Source organism: Streptomyces sp. ALI-76-A (assembly GCF_030287445.1).
Lineage (GTDB): Bacteria > Actinomycetota > Actinomycetes > Streptomycetales > Streptomycetaceae > Streptomyces.
Genome location: NZ_JASVWB010000002.1, coordinates 1,469,496 through 1,485,310, shown reverse-complemented (window position 1 = coordinate 1,485,310; position 15,815 = coordinate 1,469,496). Strand labels below are relative to the sequence as shown.

Below are 15,815 nucleotides of genomic sequence, written 5' to 3'. Positions count from 1 at the left end.
CGAAGACCATGGGGAACGGGGCTCTCAGCGGTGCGGTGATCGCGGTGGCCGGCGCGGGCGGACCCGCCGGGCGGGCGGCACTGCTCAGGCTCGCCGAGGCGGGCGCGACCGTCGTCGGCGCGGACAACGATCCCGAGCGGCTGGCGGAGGCCGTCGACGCGGCCCGCTACGGCGCCGGCGGGGCCACGGTCACCGGCGAGACGGTCGACCTGCTCGATCTGGCCTCGACCCGGGACTGGGCGGTCCGTACCGAGAAGGAGTTCGGCCGGGTCGACGGGCTGGTCCACCTGGTGGGCGGCTGGCGCGGCAGCGAGACGTTCATCAAGACCAGCCTGGACGACTGGGACTTCCTTGAGCTGCTGCTCATCCGCACCGTGCAGCACACCTCCCTGGCCTTCTTCGACGCCATCCAGCGCAGCGAGCGTGGGCGGTACCTGCTGATCAGCGCGGCCGGCGCCTCGAAGCCCACCGCGGGCAACGCCGCGTACGCCGCGGCCAAGGCCGCCGCCGAGGCCTGGACGCTCGCGTTGGCGGACGCCTTCCGCAAGGCCGGGGGCGCCGACGGGCCGACGTCCGCGGCTGCCATCCTGGTGGTGAAGGCGCTGGTGCACGACGCGATGCGCGCCGACCGCCCCAACGCGAAGTTCGCGGGTTTCACGGACGTCAAGGACCTGGCCGAGGCCATCACCGGGGTCTGGGAGAAGCCCGCCGCCGAAGTGAACGGACACCGTCTGTGGCTGACCGAGAAGCCGTGAACCGAGAAGCCGTGAACCCGCCGAGGACCGACGCCCGGCGTCACCACGACCCGCAGGTCCGCGGCTTCGCCAGTGACAACTACGCCGGGGCCCACCCGGAGGTGCTCGCCGCCCTGGCCCTGGCCAACGGCGGGCACCAGGTCGCGTACGGCGAGGACGTCTACACCGAGAACCTCCAGCGGATCGTCCGCAGCCACTTCGGCGCCACGGCTGAGGCGTTCCCGGTCTTCAACGGCACCGGCGCCAACGTGGTCGCCCTCCAGGCGGTCACCGACCGGTGGGGCGCGGTGATCTGCGCGGAGAGCGCGCACATCAACGTCGACGAGGGCGGCGCCCCCGAGCGCATGGGCGGCCTCAAACTGCTCACCGTGCCCACGCCCGACGGCAAGCTCACCCCCGAGCTGATCGACCGGCAGGCGTACGGCTGGGAGGACGAGCACCGTGCGATGCCGCAGGTCGTCTCGATCACCCAGAGCACCGAACTGGGCACCGTCTACACGCCCGACGAGATCCGCGCGATCTGCGAACACGCCCACGCGCGCGGGATGAGGGTCCACCTGGACGGCTCGCGCATAGCCAACGCGGCGGCCTCCCTGAACGTCCCGATGCGGACGTTCACCGACGCGGTCGGCGTCGACATCCTCTCCCTGGGCGGCACGAAGAACGGTGCTCTGTTCGGCGAGGCGGTCGTCGTCATCGACCAGGACGCCGTCAGCCACATGAAGCACCTGCGCAAGCTGTCCATGCAGCTCGCCTCCAAGATGCGGTTCGTGTCGGTGCAGCTGGAGGCGTTGCTCGCCAAGGACCTGTGGCTGCGCAACGCCCGCCACGCCAACGAGATGGCCCAGCGGCTGGCCGAGGGCGTCCGCGCCGTGCACGGCGTCGAGATCCTCCACCCGGTGCAGGCCAACGGCGTCTTCGCCCAGCTCCCGCACGACGTGGGTGAGCGCCTGCAGAAGCGGTTCCGCTTCTACTTCTGGGACGAGGCCGCCGGCGTCGTGCGCTGGATGTGCGCCTTCGACACGACCGAGGACGACGTGGACGCGTTCGTGGCGGCGCTGAAGGAGGAAATGGCGCGCTAGCTGCCCGAGCGGCAGAGAGCATGCATAGGTATGCGGTCCTCTGAAAAGTCATTGACTGTCGGATGACCCATTCCTATGCTCTCGGGGCATGGAGCTGATCCAGGAAACCGCCGACCTGTCCGCCTACCTGGCCGCCGACGAGGTCATCGACCACCATCACCCGACCGTGCGCGGCACGGCCGCACGGCTCGCCAAGGACGCTGCGGACTCGTATTCCTATGCACGGCTGGCCTTCGAGTTCGTGCGCGACGCCATCACCCACTCGCAGGACTCCGGCGATCTTCGGGTCACCTGGCGCGCCTCCGACGTCCTGGAGCAGGGCACCGGCATCTGCTACGCCAAGGCCCACGCGCTGGCCGCGCTGCTGCGGGCCGAGGACATCCCGACCGCGTTCTGCTACCAGAGGTTCGACGAGGTGCACGGCCTGGTCGCGGTGCGCTTCCACGGCGCCTGGCACCGGCAGGACCCCCGCGGGAACAAGCCCGGCGTGGACGCCCGGTTCTCCCTCGACGGCGAGCGGCTGGCCTTCACGCCCGATCCGGCGTCCAATGAGATGGACTACCCGGTCTTGTATGCTGCACCCCACCCGGTCGTCCTGAGGGCCCTGCGGGCCGCTCCCGACCGGCCGTCCCTGTGGACGATCCTTCCCACCACACTCTGAGGCAGGCGATGACTCCCTCCCTGACCGTGTCCGACGAGGTCCGCGCCCTCGCACCGGGCTTCACCCACGTCGCCGTCGAGGCCCACGGACTCGTCAACCGGCCCAGCACCGAGGACGGTTCCGCGCTCCTCGACGACGCGACCCGCCGTCTCGCCGCACGCCTGGACGGACGGGACCCGCACCAGGATCCGCACATGACCGCCTGGCGGGAGGTCTACACGGCGTTCGGCTCGAAACCCTCGCGCACCCGCAACTCCGCCGAGGCGCTGGCGAGAAGGGCGCTGTCCCCGGCGGGGCTGCCCCGGATCAACCTGCTGGTCGACCTCTACAACGCCATCAGCGTCGCCCACCTGATCCCGGTCGGCGGCGAGGACGCCGACCGCATCGAAGGGGAGATGCGCCTCGTGCGGGCCACCGGCGACGAGGACTTCGTGACCGTCGCCGGCGGCGAGGAGGCCGTCGAGCACCCCGACGCGGGCGAGGTGGTGTGGCGGGACGCGGCAGGCGTGACCTGTCGTCGCTGGAACTGGCGTCAGGGGCCGCGCACCCGGCTCACCGAGGGGACCAGCTCGGCGCTCTTCCTGCTGGAGGGCATGGCACCGATGCCGGTCGCCGACATCGGCACGGCCGCCGCCGAACTCGCCGAGCGGCTGGAGAAGTGCAGCCCGGGAGCACGGATCACGCTCCGGCCGCAGGCGTCCTGACCCGTCCCGGCGCCCGGCCGGGCGGCGGGGCCGCTGGGGTCCCGGCCGGGCGGGAGGGGAGCGCCGGCACGGGCGGGGCGTGGGGTGTCAGTGGGCCTCGGCCGCGCGGACCTGCTCCGGGGTGGGGGCGGTACCGCCGAGGTGGGCCGGCATCCACCAGGTGTCGTCCGCGTCCTTGGGGCGCACCGGGTAGGCCCGCTGGGCGGCCTCCAGGAGCTCCTGCACATGCTCGCGCACCTGCCGGGTGAGGGCGCCCGCGTACTTGTCGCGGGAGGCCTCGATCGTCTCGCCCACGCGGATGGTGACCGGGATGTGGCTGCGCCGGAAGTTGCGCGGGTGGCCCTTGGTCCACAGCCGCTGGGTGCCCCACACCGCCATCGGGATCAGCGGGACGCCCGCCTCCTGCGCCATCCGCGCGGCACCCGACTTGAAGGTCTTCAGCGTGAACGACGGCGAGATGGTGGCCTCCGGGAAGACCCCCACGATCTCGCCGGACCGCAGCGAGTCCAGGGCGTGCGCGTACGCCGTCTCGCCCTGCTTGCGGTCCACCGGGATGTGCTTCATGCCGCGCATCAGCGGACCGGACACCTTGTGACGGAAGACGGACTCCTTCGCCATGAACCGCACCAGGCGCTTCTGCGGGAGTGCCGCCAGCCCGTTGAAGACGAAGTCCAGGTAGCTGATGTGATTGCTCACCAGCACGGCACCGCCCGAGCGCGGGATGTTCTCCGAACCCTTGCAGTCGATTTTGAGGTCCCACGCCTTGAACAACGCCTGGGCGAGACCGACGACGGGACGGTAGACAAGCTCAGCCATGGACGGTGTAGGCCTTCCTTCTCTGCCTGGAAAGGGAACTCCAGGCGGAAAGTTACGCAGCCGTAGGTTTACGGCATCTCGCAGATCGTGCCCGAAGAACGGACGGGTAGCCAGTCCTCGTGCCGGGCGGCGGCGAGATTCTCGTCACGTCCACGCGGTGATCCACCTCGGCGTTTCACACCACCTTTACTCCGCGCGTACGGCCACTCGGCGTACGAGCAAGTACATCTCGCACCCGAGGCAGTACCCGAACGCGGCGTTCAGGAACGCGGCCGCCAGCGCCGCCCCGGTCGCCGCGAGCCCCAGCCACTGAAGACCCAGCGCGTGACCGGCCAGCCCCACACCCGCGAAGACGAGCCCGACCGCCTGAGCGAACCGGGGCGGCTCCGGCGCCTCGAACGCGGTCGGCGGCCCGAGCCGGGGCCGTACCACCGTCCTGAACAGCCGGCCGTACGGGGAACGGCCCACCCCGCCCGCCGCGCCCAGCGCGAACGCCAGCGTCTGCCAGGCCAGCAGCCACACGCTGCCGGTGATCAGCACGACCGCCAGGACGGCGGTCGTCACAGCCGCCCCGAAACGCGGCCCTCTTGCATCGATGTCCATGGGAATCAAGCATTCCGTACGGGAAACCGTGAAGGGAGGCGGGAATCTTTGCGGTCTCGTGAACGCTGGTGCAGGCAATGACCGGACTGGTGGTGTGCGGGGTGGTGCTGGCGTTGGCGAGCGCCTTCGGAGTGCTGCACCGGCGGCGGAGCGGGAGGGTACGGGTGCGCGGGCGCGACGACGGAAGACGGCTCGGCGCGGACGAACTGGGCGGGCCGCTCGGCGAACGCGCCACGCTCGTCCAGTTCTCCAGCGCCTTCTGCGCCCCCTGCCGGGCGACCCGCCGGATCCTGGGCGAGGTGGCCGGCATGGTGCCGGGCGTGACACATGTCGAGATCGACGCCGAGGAGCACCTCGGCCTCGTCCGCGAGCTGGGCATCCTCAAGACGCCCACGGTGCTGGTCCTGGACGCCGACGGCCGGGTCGTCCGGCGGGCCACCGGGCAGCCGCGCAAGGCCGACGTGATCGCCGCGCTCGGCGAGGCGGTGTGACGCGGACATGCGGTGCGGGCGGTCCGCCGCGGACCGACGGCGGAGGCGGTGCGGCGGGACGGTGAGGCATCTCCCAGATATCGGGACCCACTTGACTGTGTGGGCCACCTATCGTCAGCCTGACCGTATGTCTTCGGAACTCCTTCTCCCCGGGCGGGCCCACGGCGATCCGGCCCGCACCGCGAGCGGGCGCTGTCCGGGCTCCTGAGCGGCCACGGACCTGCACGCCACCTCTCGCAGAAGGACACGCCCATGACGGCCACGCCCGGCCTCGGCACCCCCCGGCTCGCCTCCCCCGACCTGCTGCGCTCGGTCTTCCGGCGGCACGCGGCGGGAGTCGCCGTGATCACCGCGCGCGGCGAGTCCGGCCCGGTCGGCTTCACCGCCACCTCTCTCACCTCGGTCTCCGCCGAACCCCCGCTGCTCTCCTTCGGTATCGGTACCGGCGCGTCCAGCTGGCCCGCGGTGTCCGAGGCCGCGCATGTCGGCGTGCACATACTCGGCGAGCACCAGGAAGACCTGGCCGCCACCTTCGCCCGCAGTGGCGCCGACCGCTTCGGCGCGGAGACCGCCTGGCGCGAGGGACCCGAGGGCGTGCCCGTCCTCGACGACGTCCTCGCCTGGCTGGTGTGCCGGGTCGTCGCCCGGGTGCCGGCCGGCGACCACCGGATCGTGCTGGCCGAGATCGTCCTCGGCGACCCCACGGGTCCCGGCCGCCCGCTCCTCTACCACCAGGGGCGGTTCCAGGGGCTGCGCGACTGACCACCCGCCCGCTGCTGCGGCGGCGTCGGGTTCCGATTACGCTGCGTTGCGAAGGTCACAGTTCAGAGCGCTTGCTCAGCGGGAACGAACTGGTTGTACTGGCGAGTAATATTTCGGTCGGAGCGCGGGCCGCCCCGACCGGGATCGGCCGCTTGGGGCGCCTATGCTGCCTGCAAGAGGCAGCCGAAAAATGACGATGCAGTAGGAGAGCCGGCGTGAGCTTGAGGATCGTTGTCACTGTGAAGTACGTGCCCGACGCCACCGGCGACCGGCACTTCGCCGATGACCTGACCGTCGACCGGGACGACGTCGACGGTCTGCTCTCCGAACTGGACGAGTACGCGGTCGAGCAGGCACTGCAGATCTCCGAGAACTCGGACGACGACGTGGAGGTCACCGTCCTCACGGTCGGCCCCGAGGACGCCAAGGACGCGCTGCGCAAGGCGCTGTCGATGGGCGCCGACAAGGCCATCCACGTCGAGGACGACGACCTGCACGGCACCGACGCCATCGGCACCTCCCTGGTGCTGGCCAAGGCGGTCGAGAAGGCCGGCTACGACCTCGTGATCTCCGGCATGGCGTCCACCGACGGCACCATGGGCGTCGTGCCCGCGCTGCTGGCCGAGCGGCTGGGCGTGCCGCAGGTGACCCTGCTCTCCGAGGTCTCCGTCGAGGACGGCACGGTCAAGGGCCGCCGCGACGGCGACGCCGCGTCCGAGCAGCTGGAGGCCTCGCTGCCGGCCGTCGTGTCCGTCACCGACCAGTCGGGCGAGGCGCGTTACCCGTCCTTCAAGGGCATCATGGCGGCCAAGAAGAAGCCGGTTCAGTCCTGGGACCTGTCCGACCTGGACCTGGAGGCCGAGGAGGTCGGCCTGGAGGGTTCCTACACGGTCGTCGACTCCGCGGCGGAGCGTCCGGCCCGCACGGCCGGCACGATCGTCAAGGACGAGGGCGAGGGCGGCAAGCAGCTCGCTGAGTTCCTCGCGAGCCAGAAGTTCATCTAAGGCTCACCCCTCTTACCGCCCCTCAGACTTCGCAATCCGCAGGAGAGCAATCCCATGGCTGAAGTTCTCGTCTACGTCGACCACGTGGACGGTGCCGTCCGCAAGCCCACCCTGGAGCTGCTGACGCTGGCCCGTCGCATCGGCGAGCCGGTCGCGGTCGCGCTGGGCAACGGCGCCGCCGACACCGCCGCCACCCTCGCCGAGCACGGCGCGGTGAAGGTCCTCACGCACGACGCCTCCGAGTACGCCGACTACCTGGTCGTCCCGAAGGTGGACGCGCTCCAGGCCGCGGTCGCCGCCGTGTCCCCGGCCGCCGTCCTGGTCCCCTCGTCCGCGGAGGGCAAGGAGATCGCCGCCCGTCTGGCGCTGCGCATCGGGTCCGGCATCATCACCGACGCCGTCGACCTGGAGGCCGGCGACGAGGGCCCGGTGGCCACCCAGTCGGTGTTCGCCGCCTCCTTCACCACCAAGTCCCGGGTCGCCAAGGGCACTCCGGTCATCACGGTCAAGCCGAACTCGGCCGCCGTGGAGGCCGCCCCGGCCGACGGCGCGGTCGAGGCGCTGGACGTCGCCTTCTCCGCCCAGGCCACCGGCACCAAGGTCACCGGCCGTACGCCGCGTGAGTCGTCCGGCCGTCCGGAGCTGACCGAGGCCGCGATCGTGGTCTCCGGTGGCCGCGGCGTCAACGGCGCGGAGAACTTCGCGATCATCGAGGCCCTCGCCGACTCCCTCGGCGCGGCCGTCGGCGCCTCGCGCGCCGCGGTGGACGCCGGCTGGTACCCGCACACCAACCAGGTCGGCCAGACCGGCAAGAGCGTCTCCCCGCAGCTGTACATCGCCAACGGCATCTCCGGCGCCATCCAGCACCGCGCCGGTATGCAGACCTCGAAGACCATCGTGGCCGTCAACAAGGACGCCGAGGCCCCGATCTTCGACCTGGTCGACTACGGCGTGGTCGGCGACCTCTTCGACGTCGTCCCGCAGCTCACCGACGAGGTCAAGGCCCGCAAGGGCTGATCCCGCTCCGGGCGTACGAGGCCCCCGTCACCGCGCGAGCGGTCACGGGGGCCTCGGCTCGTTCCCGGGCACCGGGGTCGTGGCTCACCCCAGGGACAGGGACGCCCGCACCGGCAGGTGGTCGCTGGGGAACTGCCCGTCCAGGGCGAAGGTGTCGATCGCGGCCTGGTGGGTCGTGATTCCGGGTGAGACGAGGATCCAGTCGATGCGGTCGCCGCCGGGGGTCAGCGGCCGGTAGCCGTGGAAGGTCCCGTACAGCGGGCTCCGCTCGGCCGCCGCGTCCCAGGTGTCGACCAGGCCGGCGCCCAGCAGGGTGTCGTAGACCGGGTTCTGGTGGGCGGCGGCGTTGAAGTCGCCCGTCACGATGAGCGGGAGCGTCCGGTCCAGCCGGGCGATCCGCTGGGTGATCAGGGCCGCGGCACGCGCGCGTGCGACCTGGCTGCCGTTGTCGAGATGCGTGTTCAGGCAGTAGAACTCCCGGCCGTCGTGCAGATCGCGGAAGCGGACCCAGGTCACCATCCGTGTGAAGCTGCCGCCCCAGGTGTTGGAGGCGATCACGTTCGGCGTGTCGGACAGCCAGAAGTGGTCGTACTCCTGCGGGGCCAGCCGGCGCGTGTCGTAGAAGATCGCCATGAACTCGTCGCGGCTGCCGCCCTCGCGCCCCGTGCCGATCCAGTCGTGGTGCGGGCCGAGGTCGCTCTCGATGTCGCGCAGTTGGTGGTGGACGCCCTCCTGGGTGCCGAGGACATGGGGTGCCCGGCGGCGCAGCAGGAGGCGCATCACGGGTCTGCGGGCGCTCCAGCTGTGGGGCTCGACGGTGCTCGCGAAGCGCAGGTTGAACGACATCACCCGCAGGGAGCCGTCGGGCGGCTCGCCCGTGGAGGCGGGAGCGGGGAAGGGTGCTGTACTGGACAGGGGCACGGAGACAGAGGCGGCCAACGCGGTCTTCAGACCCAGGCGGCGCGTGACTCGGCTGTGGTTCGGCACAGGGGCTCCTTCCGTGGCGGCTTCCGGACGAGTCGTGCGGGTGTGCCGTGGTGCGGGGTGTGTGTGAGGTTGTCCGTTGAACGGTGCCAGATGGACGTGAACATGCAGAGATGCGGGAGTGGATCGGCCCGAAAGACGGTGTTGACCGGCAGGAAGAGTGCCCGATAGCTTCGTTCTGCGGATTGTTTATTCCGTACAGCGGAAAACGGGAGGGTGCGGAATGGGTCAGGGCCAGCAGGAGCAGGTGGCGACGAGCCTCGCGGGCGCCATCAGCGAGGAGATCAGCGCCTCCCTCGCGCCGGTCGACGCCGAACTGGAGCGCCGCTACCCCGGCGACCCCGGCACCCGCCAGCCCGTCCACACGGTCTACGTCCCCGCTGACGCCTTCGCCGCCGACACCGTCCGCTCCTGGGGCGACCGTGCCCTGGCCGCCCTCGACGAGCACGCCCCCGACGCCGCCTCCCTCGCCGCCGTCCTCGGCCTGTCCGAGGAACTCGCGGAGCCCGTCCACTCCCGGGTCCGGGCCAAGCTGGAGCGCGAGCCCGTCGAGGACCTCCGGATCGACTTCGAGGACGGCTACGGCCCCCGCCCGGACGCCGAGGAGGACGAGACGGCGGCCCGCGCGGCCCGGCTGGTCGCGCAGGCGTACCGGGACGGCACGGCGGCCCCGTACATGGGCATCCGTACGAAGTGCATGGAGGCACCCGTCCGCGACCGCGGCATCCGCACCCTGGACATCTTCCTCACCGGCCTCATGGAGGCCGGCGGCCTGCCCGACGGACTGGCCCTGACGCTGCCCAAGGTGACGTACCCCGAGCAGGTCGGCGCCATGGTGCGCCTGCTGGAGGCCTTCGAGAAGGCGCGCGGGCTGGAGCCGGGCCGGATCGGCTTCGAGATCCAGATCGAGACCAGCCAGTCCATCCTCGCCACCGACGGCACCGCCACGGTCGCCCGGATGATCCAGGCCGCCGACGGCCGCGCCACCGGCCTCCACTACGGCACCTTCGACTACAGCGCCTGCCTCGGGGTGTCCGCCGCCCACCAGGCGAGCGACCACCCGGCGGCCGACCACGCCAAGGCGGTCATGCAGGTCGCGGCCGCGGGCACCGGCGTACGCCTGTCGGACGGCTCCACGAACGTCCTGCCGGTCGGCCCCACGGCGAAGGTCCACGACGCCTGGCGACTGCACTACGGCCTCACCCGCCGTGCCCTGGCCCGCGCCTACTACCAGGGCTGGGACATGCATCCGGCCCATCTCCCCACCCGGTACGCCGCCGTCTTCGCCTTCTACCGCGAGGGCTTCGAACAGGCCGCCGCCCGCCTCGCCCGCTACGCGGGCCGCATCGGCGGTGACGTCATGGACGAGCCGGCCACCGCCAAGGCCCTCAGCGGCTACCTGCTGCGCGGACTGGACTGCGGCGCCCTCGGCATCGCCGAGGTGGCCCGTCTCTCCGGCCTGACCCGGGCGGACCTGGAGGCTTTCGCGGCACCGCGCCGGGGCGACCTGACGGTGTCCGTCACGTAGCGGACATGTCACAGAGGCCACCATCGGCCGGTGCGGTCACACCCGGCCCGTAGTCTGTACGTCACTCACGGACGGATCACAGGAACGGGGCGGCGGTGTCTTCGGGGGAGTACGGGCAAGGGGACGGGCGTGTGCTGGCCGGACGCTATCGCGTCGTGGCGCGGCTCGGGCGCGGCGGCATGGGTGTGGTCTGGCGGGCCCTCGACGAGGTGCTCGGGCGTGAGGTCGCGGTCAAGGAACTGCGCGCCCACACCGACACCGACGGACCCGAATTCGCCGGTCTGCGGCTGCGGATGCAGCGCGAGGCCCGCGCGGCGGCCCGGGTGCGCCACCCCGGAGTGGTGGCCGTGCACGACGTGACGGAGGTCGACGGCCGGCCACTGATCGTCATGGAGCTGGTGGACGGCCCGTCCCTGGACGACGTCCTGCGCGAGAAGGGCACCCTCGACCCGCGCGAGGCGGCCGGCATCGGCGCGAAGGTGATGGACGCGCTGGCCGCCGCGCACCGCGCGGGTGTCCTGCACCGGGACGTGAAACCCGGCAACATCCTGCTCGACCGGTCCGGCCGGGTCGTCCTGACCGACTTCGGCATCGCCACCATGGAGGACCCGGGCGACGGCTCGGCCACCCACCTCACCCGCAGCGGCGAACTCGTCGGCTCCCTCGACTACTTGGCACCCGAGCGCGCCCAGGGCGCCGACCCGGGACCCGCCTCCGACGTGTGGGCCCTCGGGGCCACGCTGTTCGCGGCCGTCGAGGGCGCCGCGCCCTTCCGCCGTACGTCGACGTTCTCCACGCTCACCGCGATCGTCACCGAGCCGCTGCCCGAGCCCCGCCGCGCCGGACACCTCGGCCCCGTCCTCCAGCGCCTGCTCGACAAGCGGCCCGAGTCCCGTCCGGGGGCGGACGAGGCATGCGCGCTGCTCCGTACGGTGGCGGACACGGCCGGGACGGACACACCCACCACCGCGCTGCGCGGGCCCGCGCAGCCGGCACCCGGGCGGACGGACACCCCGCGTGGCGTCCCGGCGGTTCCACCGGGATCCGGGCCGGCTGAACCGACGTGGCCGGAGCCGGCCGGTTCGACCGGTTCGAGCGGTTCTGTCGGGCCGGTGGGAGCGGCCGGGCAGGCGGGGGAGCCCGGTCGGGAGAGGGCCGCCGGTGAGGCGGGCTCCAGTGGGCGGGTGGCGCCCACGCGGCAGATGAGCACCGACGGCAAGGCGAACTCCGGCGAAGGGGCGGCCCCCTCGGGTCCGGCGGGCCTCTCCGCTGGGGCCGGCCTCCCGGATCGGGCGGGTCCCGCACGTCGGACGGGCCCTGCCGACCCGACGGGTCCGGTCGGCCACACGGGAGCGGCCGTTCCCGGCCTCGGCACCTCGCCCTCCTCCGGACCGCTGCCGACGGCCACCGGCCCGATGTCCCCCTCCGCCTCTCCCGCCCGAGGGTCCTCGCGCCGCAAGGGCCGTGTCCTGCTCGCCGCGGCGGCCGTGACCGTCGTCCTCGTGTCCGCCGGGATCACCGCCCGCGTGCTGGACGACTCGGGCGACACCACGGCCGGGGGGCGGCCCACGGCGCCCGTGACCGCCGAGGACGCCGCCACGTCGGCGGCCGACCGGACGGACGCCGAACGCTCCGGTGATCCCGAGCCCACCGGGCAGGGGGACGGGAAGAGTCCGTCCGGGCGGGAGACGTCCGGCGGCACCGGCAAGGAGCCCACCGGCCGGGCCCCGTCCTCCTCCCCGGCCAAGATCCCGGACGGCGGTACCACCGGGGGCGGTGGCACCTCCGGTGGCTCGTCGGGCAGTACGGACGGCAGCTCCGGTGACGGCGGTACGACGGGCGGCGGCGCGGCGACCACCCCGGCCCCGTCCTGCCACCCCATAGGCGGAGGCAAGTACAACTGCGAGGTGTGGCGCACCGCCAAGTCCTACACGGCGTCCGGCACCGAGGTCGGTGTCCTCAACGCGGGCACGAACTACTTCTACTGCCAGCGGAACCTGGGCCGCCGCGAGACGCACGGCGAGTGGACCAACGTCTGGTGGGCGAAGACCGACGACGACAGCGGCAACACGAACGTCTACGTCAGCGATGTGTACGTCCAGGGCGGGGACAACGACGCGCCTGTCCCCGGACTCCCGGTCTGCTGAACCGGTCCGGGCGGCCGCGGGGGACGGGACGAGAAACGCGCGGCGCACCCCGCCGGACCCGGTCGGGGGGTCGGAACGGTGCGGCGGCGCGACGAACGGCCTTCGGCCTGCGGAACGCGCGACGGAACCCCGGACAGGTCCGAAGGACCCGGGCACCTCGGGCAGGTCCCGAAGAACCCGGGGTTTCCCCCACAGGTCCCGGAGGACTCGGGCTCCGCGGGCAGGTCCTGAAGGACCCGGGGTTTCCCCCCGCAGGTCCCGAAACCCGGGCCCTCAGCCTCCGACCTCCACGTACCGCTCCAGCCCGGAGGCCGTCACCCGCTTCTCGTCCCGGAACAGCCGCGTGCCCCGCTCGCACAGGTGCCGGTCGGCACGGGCCCGTGCGCAGAACTCCTCCGGGGTGACGCCGAACAGCTCCCTCAACCGGGCCGAGCCCACCAGGAGTTCGGTGAGCAGCGGCCGTTGGCCCGGGTGGGTGCGCGGCGCGCCGGTGCCGTCGTGCAGGACGCCGCGACGGTTGACGTACGCGTACACGCCCGGGAGGGTCACGCCGGGCGCGGGCTCGACGCGCACCTCGGGGGCGGGCAGCCAGGCGCGGCGGTAGTTGCCGTGCGGCAGCGGCACGCCCTCGCTCGCGTCGATCACCGCGAGCTGCTCGGGGTCGAGCCAGATGACGAACAACTCCCGTACCGTGCCCGGTGCTTGGAAGGGCGACGCGGACACATACCCGAGGCGGCTGACGTGCGCGGAGACACCCACGTCGAGGCCGGTGACCCGCGCCCTGACCATCGGAACCGGCGAGGTGATTCCGGACTCGGCCATCTTGTGCCGCAGTTGGGCGGGACTGGCGTTGGAGCCGACGGCCAGGACAGGGGTGCGGTCCGGGTGCACCAGGACGTCGAGGGGGCGCAGTCGGTCGCCGTCCAGGAGCCCGGACGCCCTCGGCCACACGCCCGGGTAGAGCAGTGGATGATCGCGGGGTGCCTCGGCCAGTCCGAGCGTCTCCAGGGTGGACTCACGCATGGCGACTCAGTCCGCCGGCGGCAACTCGCCCGAGCCGCGGGTGATCAGCCGGGTCGGCAGCTCGATCCGCTCAGGGGTGAGCAGCGTGCCGTCCAGTTGGCGGAAGAGGCGCTCGGCGGCCGTACGGCCGAGGGCCGCCGCGTCCTGGGCGACCACGGTCACCCCCGGCTGCAACAGGTCGGCCAGCTCGATGTCGTCGAAGCCGACGAGGGCGACATGCCGCTGGTGTTCGGCCAGCACCCGGATCACCGTGACCGTCACCCGGTTGTTGCCCGCGAAGATCGCGGTGACGGGGGAGGAACCGGTGAGCATCTCCTCGGCCGCCCGGCGCACCCGCTCGGGGCCGGTCACGCCCAGCGACATCCACGCGTCGTCGACCGGTATGCCGGCGTCCTCCATCGCGGCGCGGTAGCCGCGCAGCCGCTCGGCCGCGGTGTGGATACGGGGCATGTCGCCGATGAAGCCGATCCGCCGGTGCCCGTGGGCGATCAGGTGCGCCACACCGTCCCGGGCACCGCCGAAGTTGTCCGAGAGGACCACGTCGACATCGATGAACCCGGCCGGGCGGTCCACGAACACCGTCGCCACGCCCGCCTTCAACTCGGGCTCCAGATACCGGTGGTCGTCCCCGGCCGGGATCACCACCAGTCCGTCCACCCGACGCGCGCACAGCGCCAGCACCAGTTCCTGTTCGCGCTCCGGGTCCTCGGCGCTGGAGCCGTTGATCAGCAGCGCGCCGTGGGCCCGGGCCAGCTCCTCGACCGCGCGGCTGAGGGGGCCGTAGAACGGGTCGGCGAGGTCCTCCAGGACCAGTCCGATGCTCGCGGTGCTGCCCTTGCGCAGCACCCGCGCGCTGTCGTTGCGGCGGAAGCCGAGGGCGTCGATGGCCTCCTGGACGCGCCGCTCCGTCTCCGGTGTGACCCCCGGCTCACCGTTGACCACGCGCGAGACCGTTTTCAGGCCGACGCCGGCTCGCGCGGCCACGTCCTTCATGGTGGGACGGTTGCCGTAGCGGCTGCCGGCGAGGCGATCGGCGCGGCTGTGGGTGTCGGGCACGGTGCGGTGTCCTGTCCTGTCGTCCACGGGGATGCGGTGGGCCACGATGTGTATGAGGATGTGGCATCGAGCATAGAGCCTGGACAACGTTGTCAGATGCGGGAGACACTGGCCACCACAATCTCCGGCCTGCGCCCCCACCGCGAGACCGGCCTGCTGTTGCTCGTGGTTGTTCTCATGGTTGTCCATGTCTGACGGGGAGATCTCACACTGATGCACACCGACCTCGTGGCCGCGCTCGACATCGGCGGCACCAAGATCGCCGGAGCGCTGGTGGACGGCCACGGCCGGATCCAGGCCCGCGCGCAGCGGGCCACGCCCGCACAGGAGGACGGCGACACCGTGATGCGGGCCGTCGAGGAGGTGCTCGCCGAGCTGGCCGCGTCGCCCCTGTGGGAACGGGCCACGGCCCTCGGTATCGGCAGCGCCGGTCCGGTGGACGCCTCCACGGGCACGGTGAGCCCGGTGAACGTACCCGGCTGGCGGGACTACCCGCTGGTCCGACGGGTGCGGGCGGCCGTCGGCGGGCTCCCTGTCGAGCTGATCGGCGACGGTGTGGCGATCACGGCCGCCGAGCACTGGCAGGGGGCGGCCCGCGGCCACGCCAACGCGTTGTGCATGGTGGTCTCCACGGGCGTCGGCGGCGGCCTCGTCCTCAACGGCAGACTGCACCCCGGCCCCACGGGCAACGCCGGTCACATCGGTCACATCAGCGTGGAGCTCGACGGCGACCCGTGCCCGTGCGGCGGGCGCGGTTGCGTGGAGCGCATCGCGAGCGGGCCGAACATCGCCCGCCGGGCGGTCGAGAACGGCTGGTGCCCCGGCCCCGACGGTGACGCCTCCGCCGCCGCGGTGGCCGCCGCCGCCCGCGCGGGTGATCCGGTGGCGGTGGCCTCCTTCGAGCGGGCCGCCCAGGCGCTGGCCGCCGGTATCGCGGCCGCCGCGACCCTCGTCGAGATCGACATCGCCGTCATCGGCGGCGGTGTGGGCAAGGCCGGCGACGTCCTGTTCGAGCCCCTGCGCAAGGCCCTGAGCGAGTACGCGACCCTGTCGTTCGTCCGGCGCCTGACCGTGGAGCCCGCCCAGATGGGCACGGACGCGGGGCTGGTCGGGGCAGCGGCGGCGGCCCTCGCCCGGCGGGCGGACCCGGCCGCGGCGGGGGTCTGACGCCTCCGCCGCACC

At 72.5% G+C, this 15,815-nt stretch carries 16 protein-coding genes; 11 read left to right on the top strand and 5 right to left on the bottom strand.

Annotated elements, in window-relative coordinates; all coding sequences use genetic code 11:
- The first annotated feature begins 8 nt into the window (after positions 1-8).
- The 4 genes from QQS16_RS07640 (at position 9) to QQS16_RS07625 (ending at position 3,202) form a co-directional block, all read left to right on the top strand.
- Complete coding sequence (locus tag QQS16_RS07640) at positions 9-755, top strand: SDR family oxidoreductase (protein WP_286060857.1); 747 nt, start codon at positions 9-11, stop codon at positions 753-755.
- Between the two features lie 11 nt (positions 756-766).
- A complete protein-coding gene (locus QQS16_RS07635; protein ID WP_286066245.1) occupies positions 767-1,837 on the top strand; it encodes a threonine aldolase family protein in 1,071 nt (356 codons plus the stop codon).
- Positions 1,838-1,925: 88 nt separating this feature from the next.
- Positions 1,926-2,498 (top strand): transglutaminase domain-containing protein, encoded by a 573-nt coding sequence (locus QQS16_RS07630; RefSeq protein WP_286060856.1) that lies wholly within the window; start codon positions 1,926-1,928, stop codon positions 2,496-2,498.
- Positions 2,499-2,506: 8 nt separating this feature from the next.
- Positions 2,507-3,202 carry a B3/B4 domain-containing protein gene (locus QQS16_RS07625; RefSeq protein ID WP_286060855.1) on the top strand — a complete coding sequence of 232 codons (696 nt, stop codon included), beginning with the start codon at positions 2,507-2,509 and terminating at the stop codon, positions 3,200-3,202.
- Positions 3,203-3,289: 87 nt separating this feature from the next.
- On the opposite strand, the gene QQS16_RS07620 is transcribed toward QQS16_RS07625, so the two are convergent.
- Together QQS16_RS07620 and QQS16_RS07615 are read right to left on the bottom strand one after the other, a co-directional pair.
- The gene (locus QQS16_RS07620; RefSeq protein ID WP_286060854.1) at positions 3,290-4,018 is read right to left on the bottom strand and encodes a lysophospholipid acyltransferase family protein; all 729 of its coding nucleotides are present in this window, start codon (positions 4,016-4,018) and stop codon (positions 3,290-3,292) included.
- A 186-nt stretch (positions 4,019-4,204) separates the two neighbouring features.
- Positions 4,205-4,621 (bottom strand): DUF4395 domain-containing protein, encoded by a 417-nt coding sequence (locus tag QQS16_RS07615; protein WP_286060853.1) that lies wholly within the window; start codon positions 4,619-4,621, stop codon positions 4,205-4,207.
- 77 nt (positions 4,622-4,698) lie between these two features.
- On the opposite strand from QQS16_RS07615, the gene QQS16_RS07610 reads away from it, so the two are divergent.
- The 4 genes from QQS16_RS07610 (at position 4,699) to QQS16_RS07595 (ending at position 7,895) form a co-directional block, all read left to right on the top strand.
- Complete coding sequence (locus QQS16_RS07610) at positions 4,699-5,112, top strand: thioredoxin family protein (protein WP_286060852.1); 414 nt, start codon at positions 4,699-4,701, stop codon at positions 5,110-5,112.
- Positions 5,113-5,364: 252 nt separating this feature from the next.
- Complete coding sequence (locus QQS16_RS07605) at positions 5,365-5,874, top strand: flavin reductase family protein (RefSeq protein ID WP_286060851.1); 510 nt, start codon at positions 5,365-5,367, stop codon at positions 5,872-5,874.
- Positions 5,875-6,089: 215 nt separating this feature from the next.
- Complete coding sequence (locus QQS16_RS07600; protein WP_286060850.1) at positions 6,090-6,878, top strand: electron transfer flavoprotein subunit beta/FixA family protein; 789 nt, start codon at positions 6,090-6,092, stop codon at positions 6,876-6,878.
- Between the two features lie 54 nt (positions 6,879-6,932).
- Positions 6,933-7,895: an electron transfer flavoprotein subunit alpha/FixB family protein gene (locus tag QQS16_RS07595; RefSeq protein WP_286060849.1), complete on the top strand. Its 963-nt coding sequence runs from the start codon at positions 6,933-6,935 to the stop codon at positions 7,893-7,895.
- 84 nt (positions 7,896-7,979) lie between these two features.
- Here QQS16_RS07595 and QQS16_RS07590 read toward each other — a convergent pair whose 3' ends face one another.
- Positions 7,980-8,882, bottom strand: a complete 903-nt coding sequence (locus QQS16_RS07590) for an endonuclease/exonuclease/phosphatase family protein (RefSeq protein WP_286060848.1) — start codon at positions 8,880-8,882, stop codon at positions 7,980-7,982.
- 220 nt (positions 8,883-9,102) lie between these two features.
- Between QQS16_RS07590 and QQS16_RS07585 the strand changes: the two genes are divergently transcribed.
- Both QQS16_RS07585 and QQS16_RS07580 read left to right on the top strand, forming a co-directional pair.
- Positions 9,103-10,407 carry a DUF6986 family protein gene (locus QQS16_RS07585; RefSeq protein WP_286060847.1) on the top strand — a complete coding sequence of 435 codons (1,305 nt, stop codon included), beginning with the start codon at positions 9,103-9,105 and terminating at the stop codon, positions 10,405-10,407.
- Between the two features lie 95 nt (positions 10,408-10,502).
- Positions 10,503-12,554, top strand: a complete 2,052-nt coding sequence (locus tag QQS16_RS07580; protein ID WP_286060846.1) for a serine/threonine-protein kinase — start codon at positions 10,503-10,505, stop codon at positions 12,552-12,554.
- A 273-nt stretch (positions 12,555-12,827) separates the two neighbouring features.
- Here the strand turns inward: QQS16_RS07580 and QQS16_RS07575 are convergent, their stop codons facing one another.
- Both QQS16_RS07575 and QQS16_RS07570 read right to left on the bottom strand, forming a co-directional pair.
- Positions 12,828-13,577, bottom strand: coding sequence for a hypothetical protein (locus QQS16_RS07575; RefSeq protein ID WP_286060845.1), 750 nt, complete (start codon positions 13,575-13,577; stop codon positions 12,828-12,830).
- Positions 13,578-13,583: 6 nt separating this feature from the next.
- Positions 13,584-14,633, bottom strand: coding sequence for a LacI family DNA-binding transcriptional regulator (locus tag QQS16_RS07570; RefSeq protein ID WP_286060844.1), 1,050 nt, complete (start codon positions 14,631-14,633; stop codon positions 13,584-13,586).
- A 213-nt stretch (positions 14,634-14,846) separates the two neighbouring features.
- Between QQS16_RS07570 and QQS16_RS07565 the strand changes: the two genes are divergently transcribed.
- Positions 14,847-15,800: an ROK family protein gene (locus tag QQS16_RS07565; RefSeq protein ID WP_286060843.1), complete on the top strand. Its 954-nt coding sequence runs from the start codon at positions 14,847-14,849 to the stop codon at positions 15,798-15,800.
- Positions 15,801-15,815: the final 15 nt, after the last annotated feature.

Excerpts from the sequence above, each read along its gene's own strand:
- QQS16_RS07640 (WP_286060857.1), top strand. The coding sequence starts at position 9 with ATGGGGAACGGGGCTCTCAGCGGTGCGGTGATCGCGGTGGCCGGCGCG.
- QQS16_RS07630 (WP_286060856.1), top strand. The coding sequence starts at position 1,926 with ATGGAGCTGATCCAGGAAACCGCCGACCTGTCCGCCTACCTGGCCGCC.
- QQS16_RS07625 (WP_286060855.1), top strand. The coding sequence starts at position 2,507 with ATGACTCCCTCCCTGACCGTGTCCGACGAGGTCCGCGCCCTCGCACCG.
- QQS16_RS07620 (WP_286060854.1), bottom strand. The coding sequence starts at position 4,018 with ATGGCTGAGCTTGTCTACCGTCCCGTCGTCGGTCTCGCCCAGGCGTTG.
- QQS16_RS07615 (WP_286060853.1), bottom strand. The coding sequence starts at position 4,621 with ATGGACATCGATGCAAGAGGGCCGCGTTTCGGGGCGGCTGTGACGACC.
- QQS16_RS07610 (WP_286060852.1), top strand. The coding sequence starts at position 4,699 with ATGACCGGACTGGTGGTGTGCGGGGTGGTGCTGGCGTTGGCGAGCGCC.
- QQS16_RS07605 (WP_286060851.1), top strand. The coding sequence starts at position 5,365 with ATGACGGCCACGCCCGGCCTCGGCACCCCCCGGCTCGCCTCCCCCGAC.
- QQS16_RS07595 (WP_286060849.1), top strand. The coding sequence starts at position 6,933 with ATGGCTGAAGTTCTCGTCTACGTCGACCACGTGGACGGTGCCGTCCGC.
- QQS16_RS07585 (WP_286060847.1), top strand. The coding sequence starts at position 9,103 with ATGGGTCAGGGCCAGCAGGAGCAGGTGGCGACGAGCCTCGCGGGCGCC.
- QQS16_RS07575 (WP_286060845.1), bottom strand. The coding sequence starts at position 13,577 with ATGCGTGAGTCCACCCTGGAGACGCTCGGACTGGCCGAGGCACCCCGC.
- QQS16_RS07565 (WP_286060843.1), top strand. The coding sequence starts at position 14,847 with ATGCACACCGACCTCGTGGCCGCGCTCGACATCGGCGGCACCAAGATC.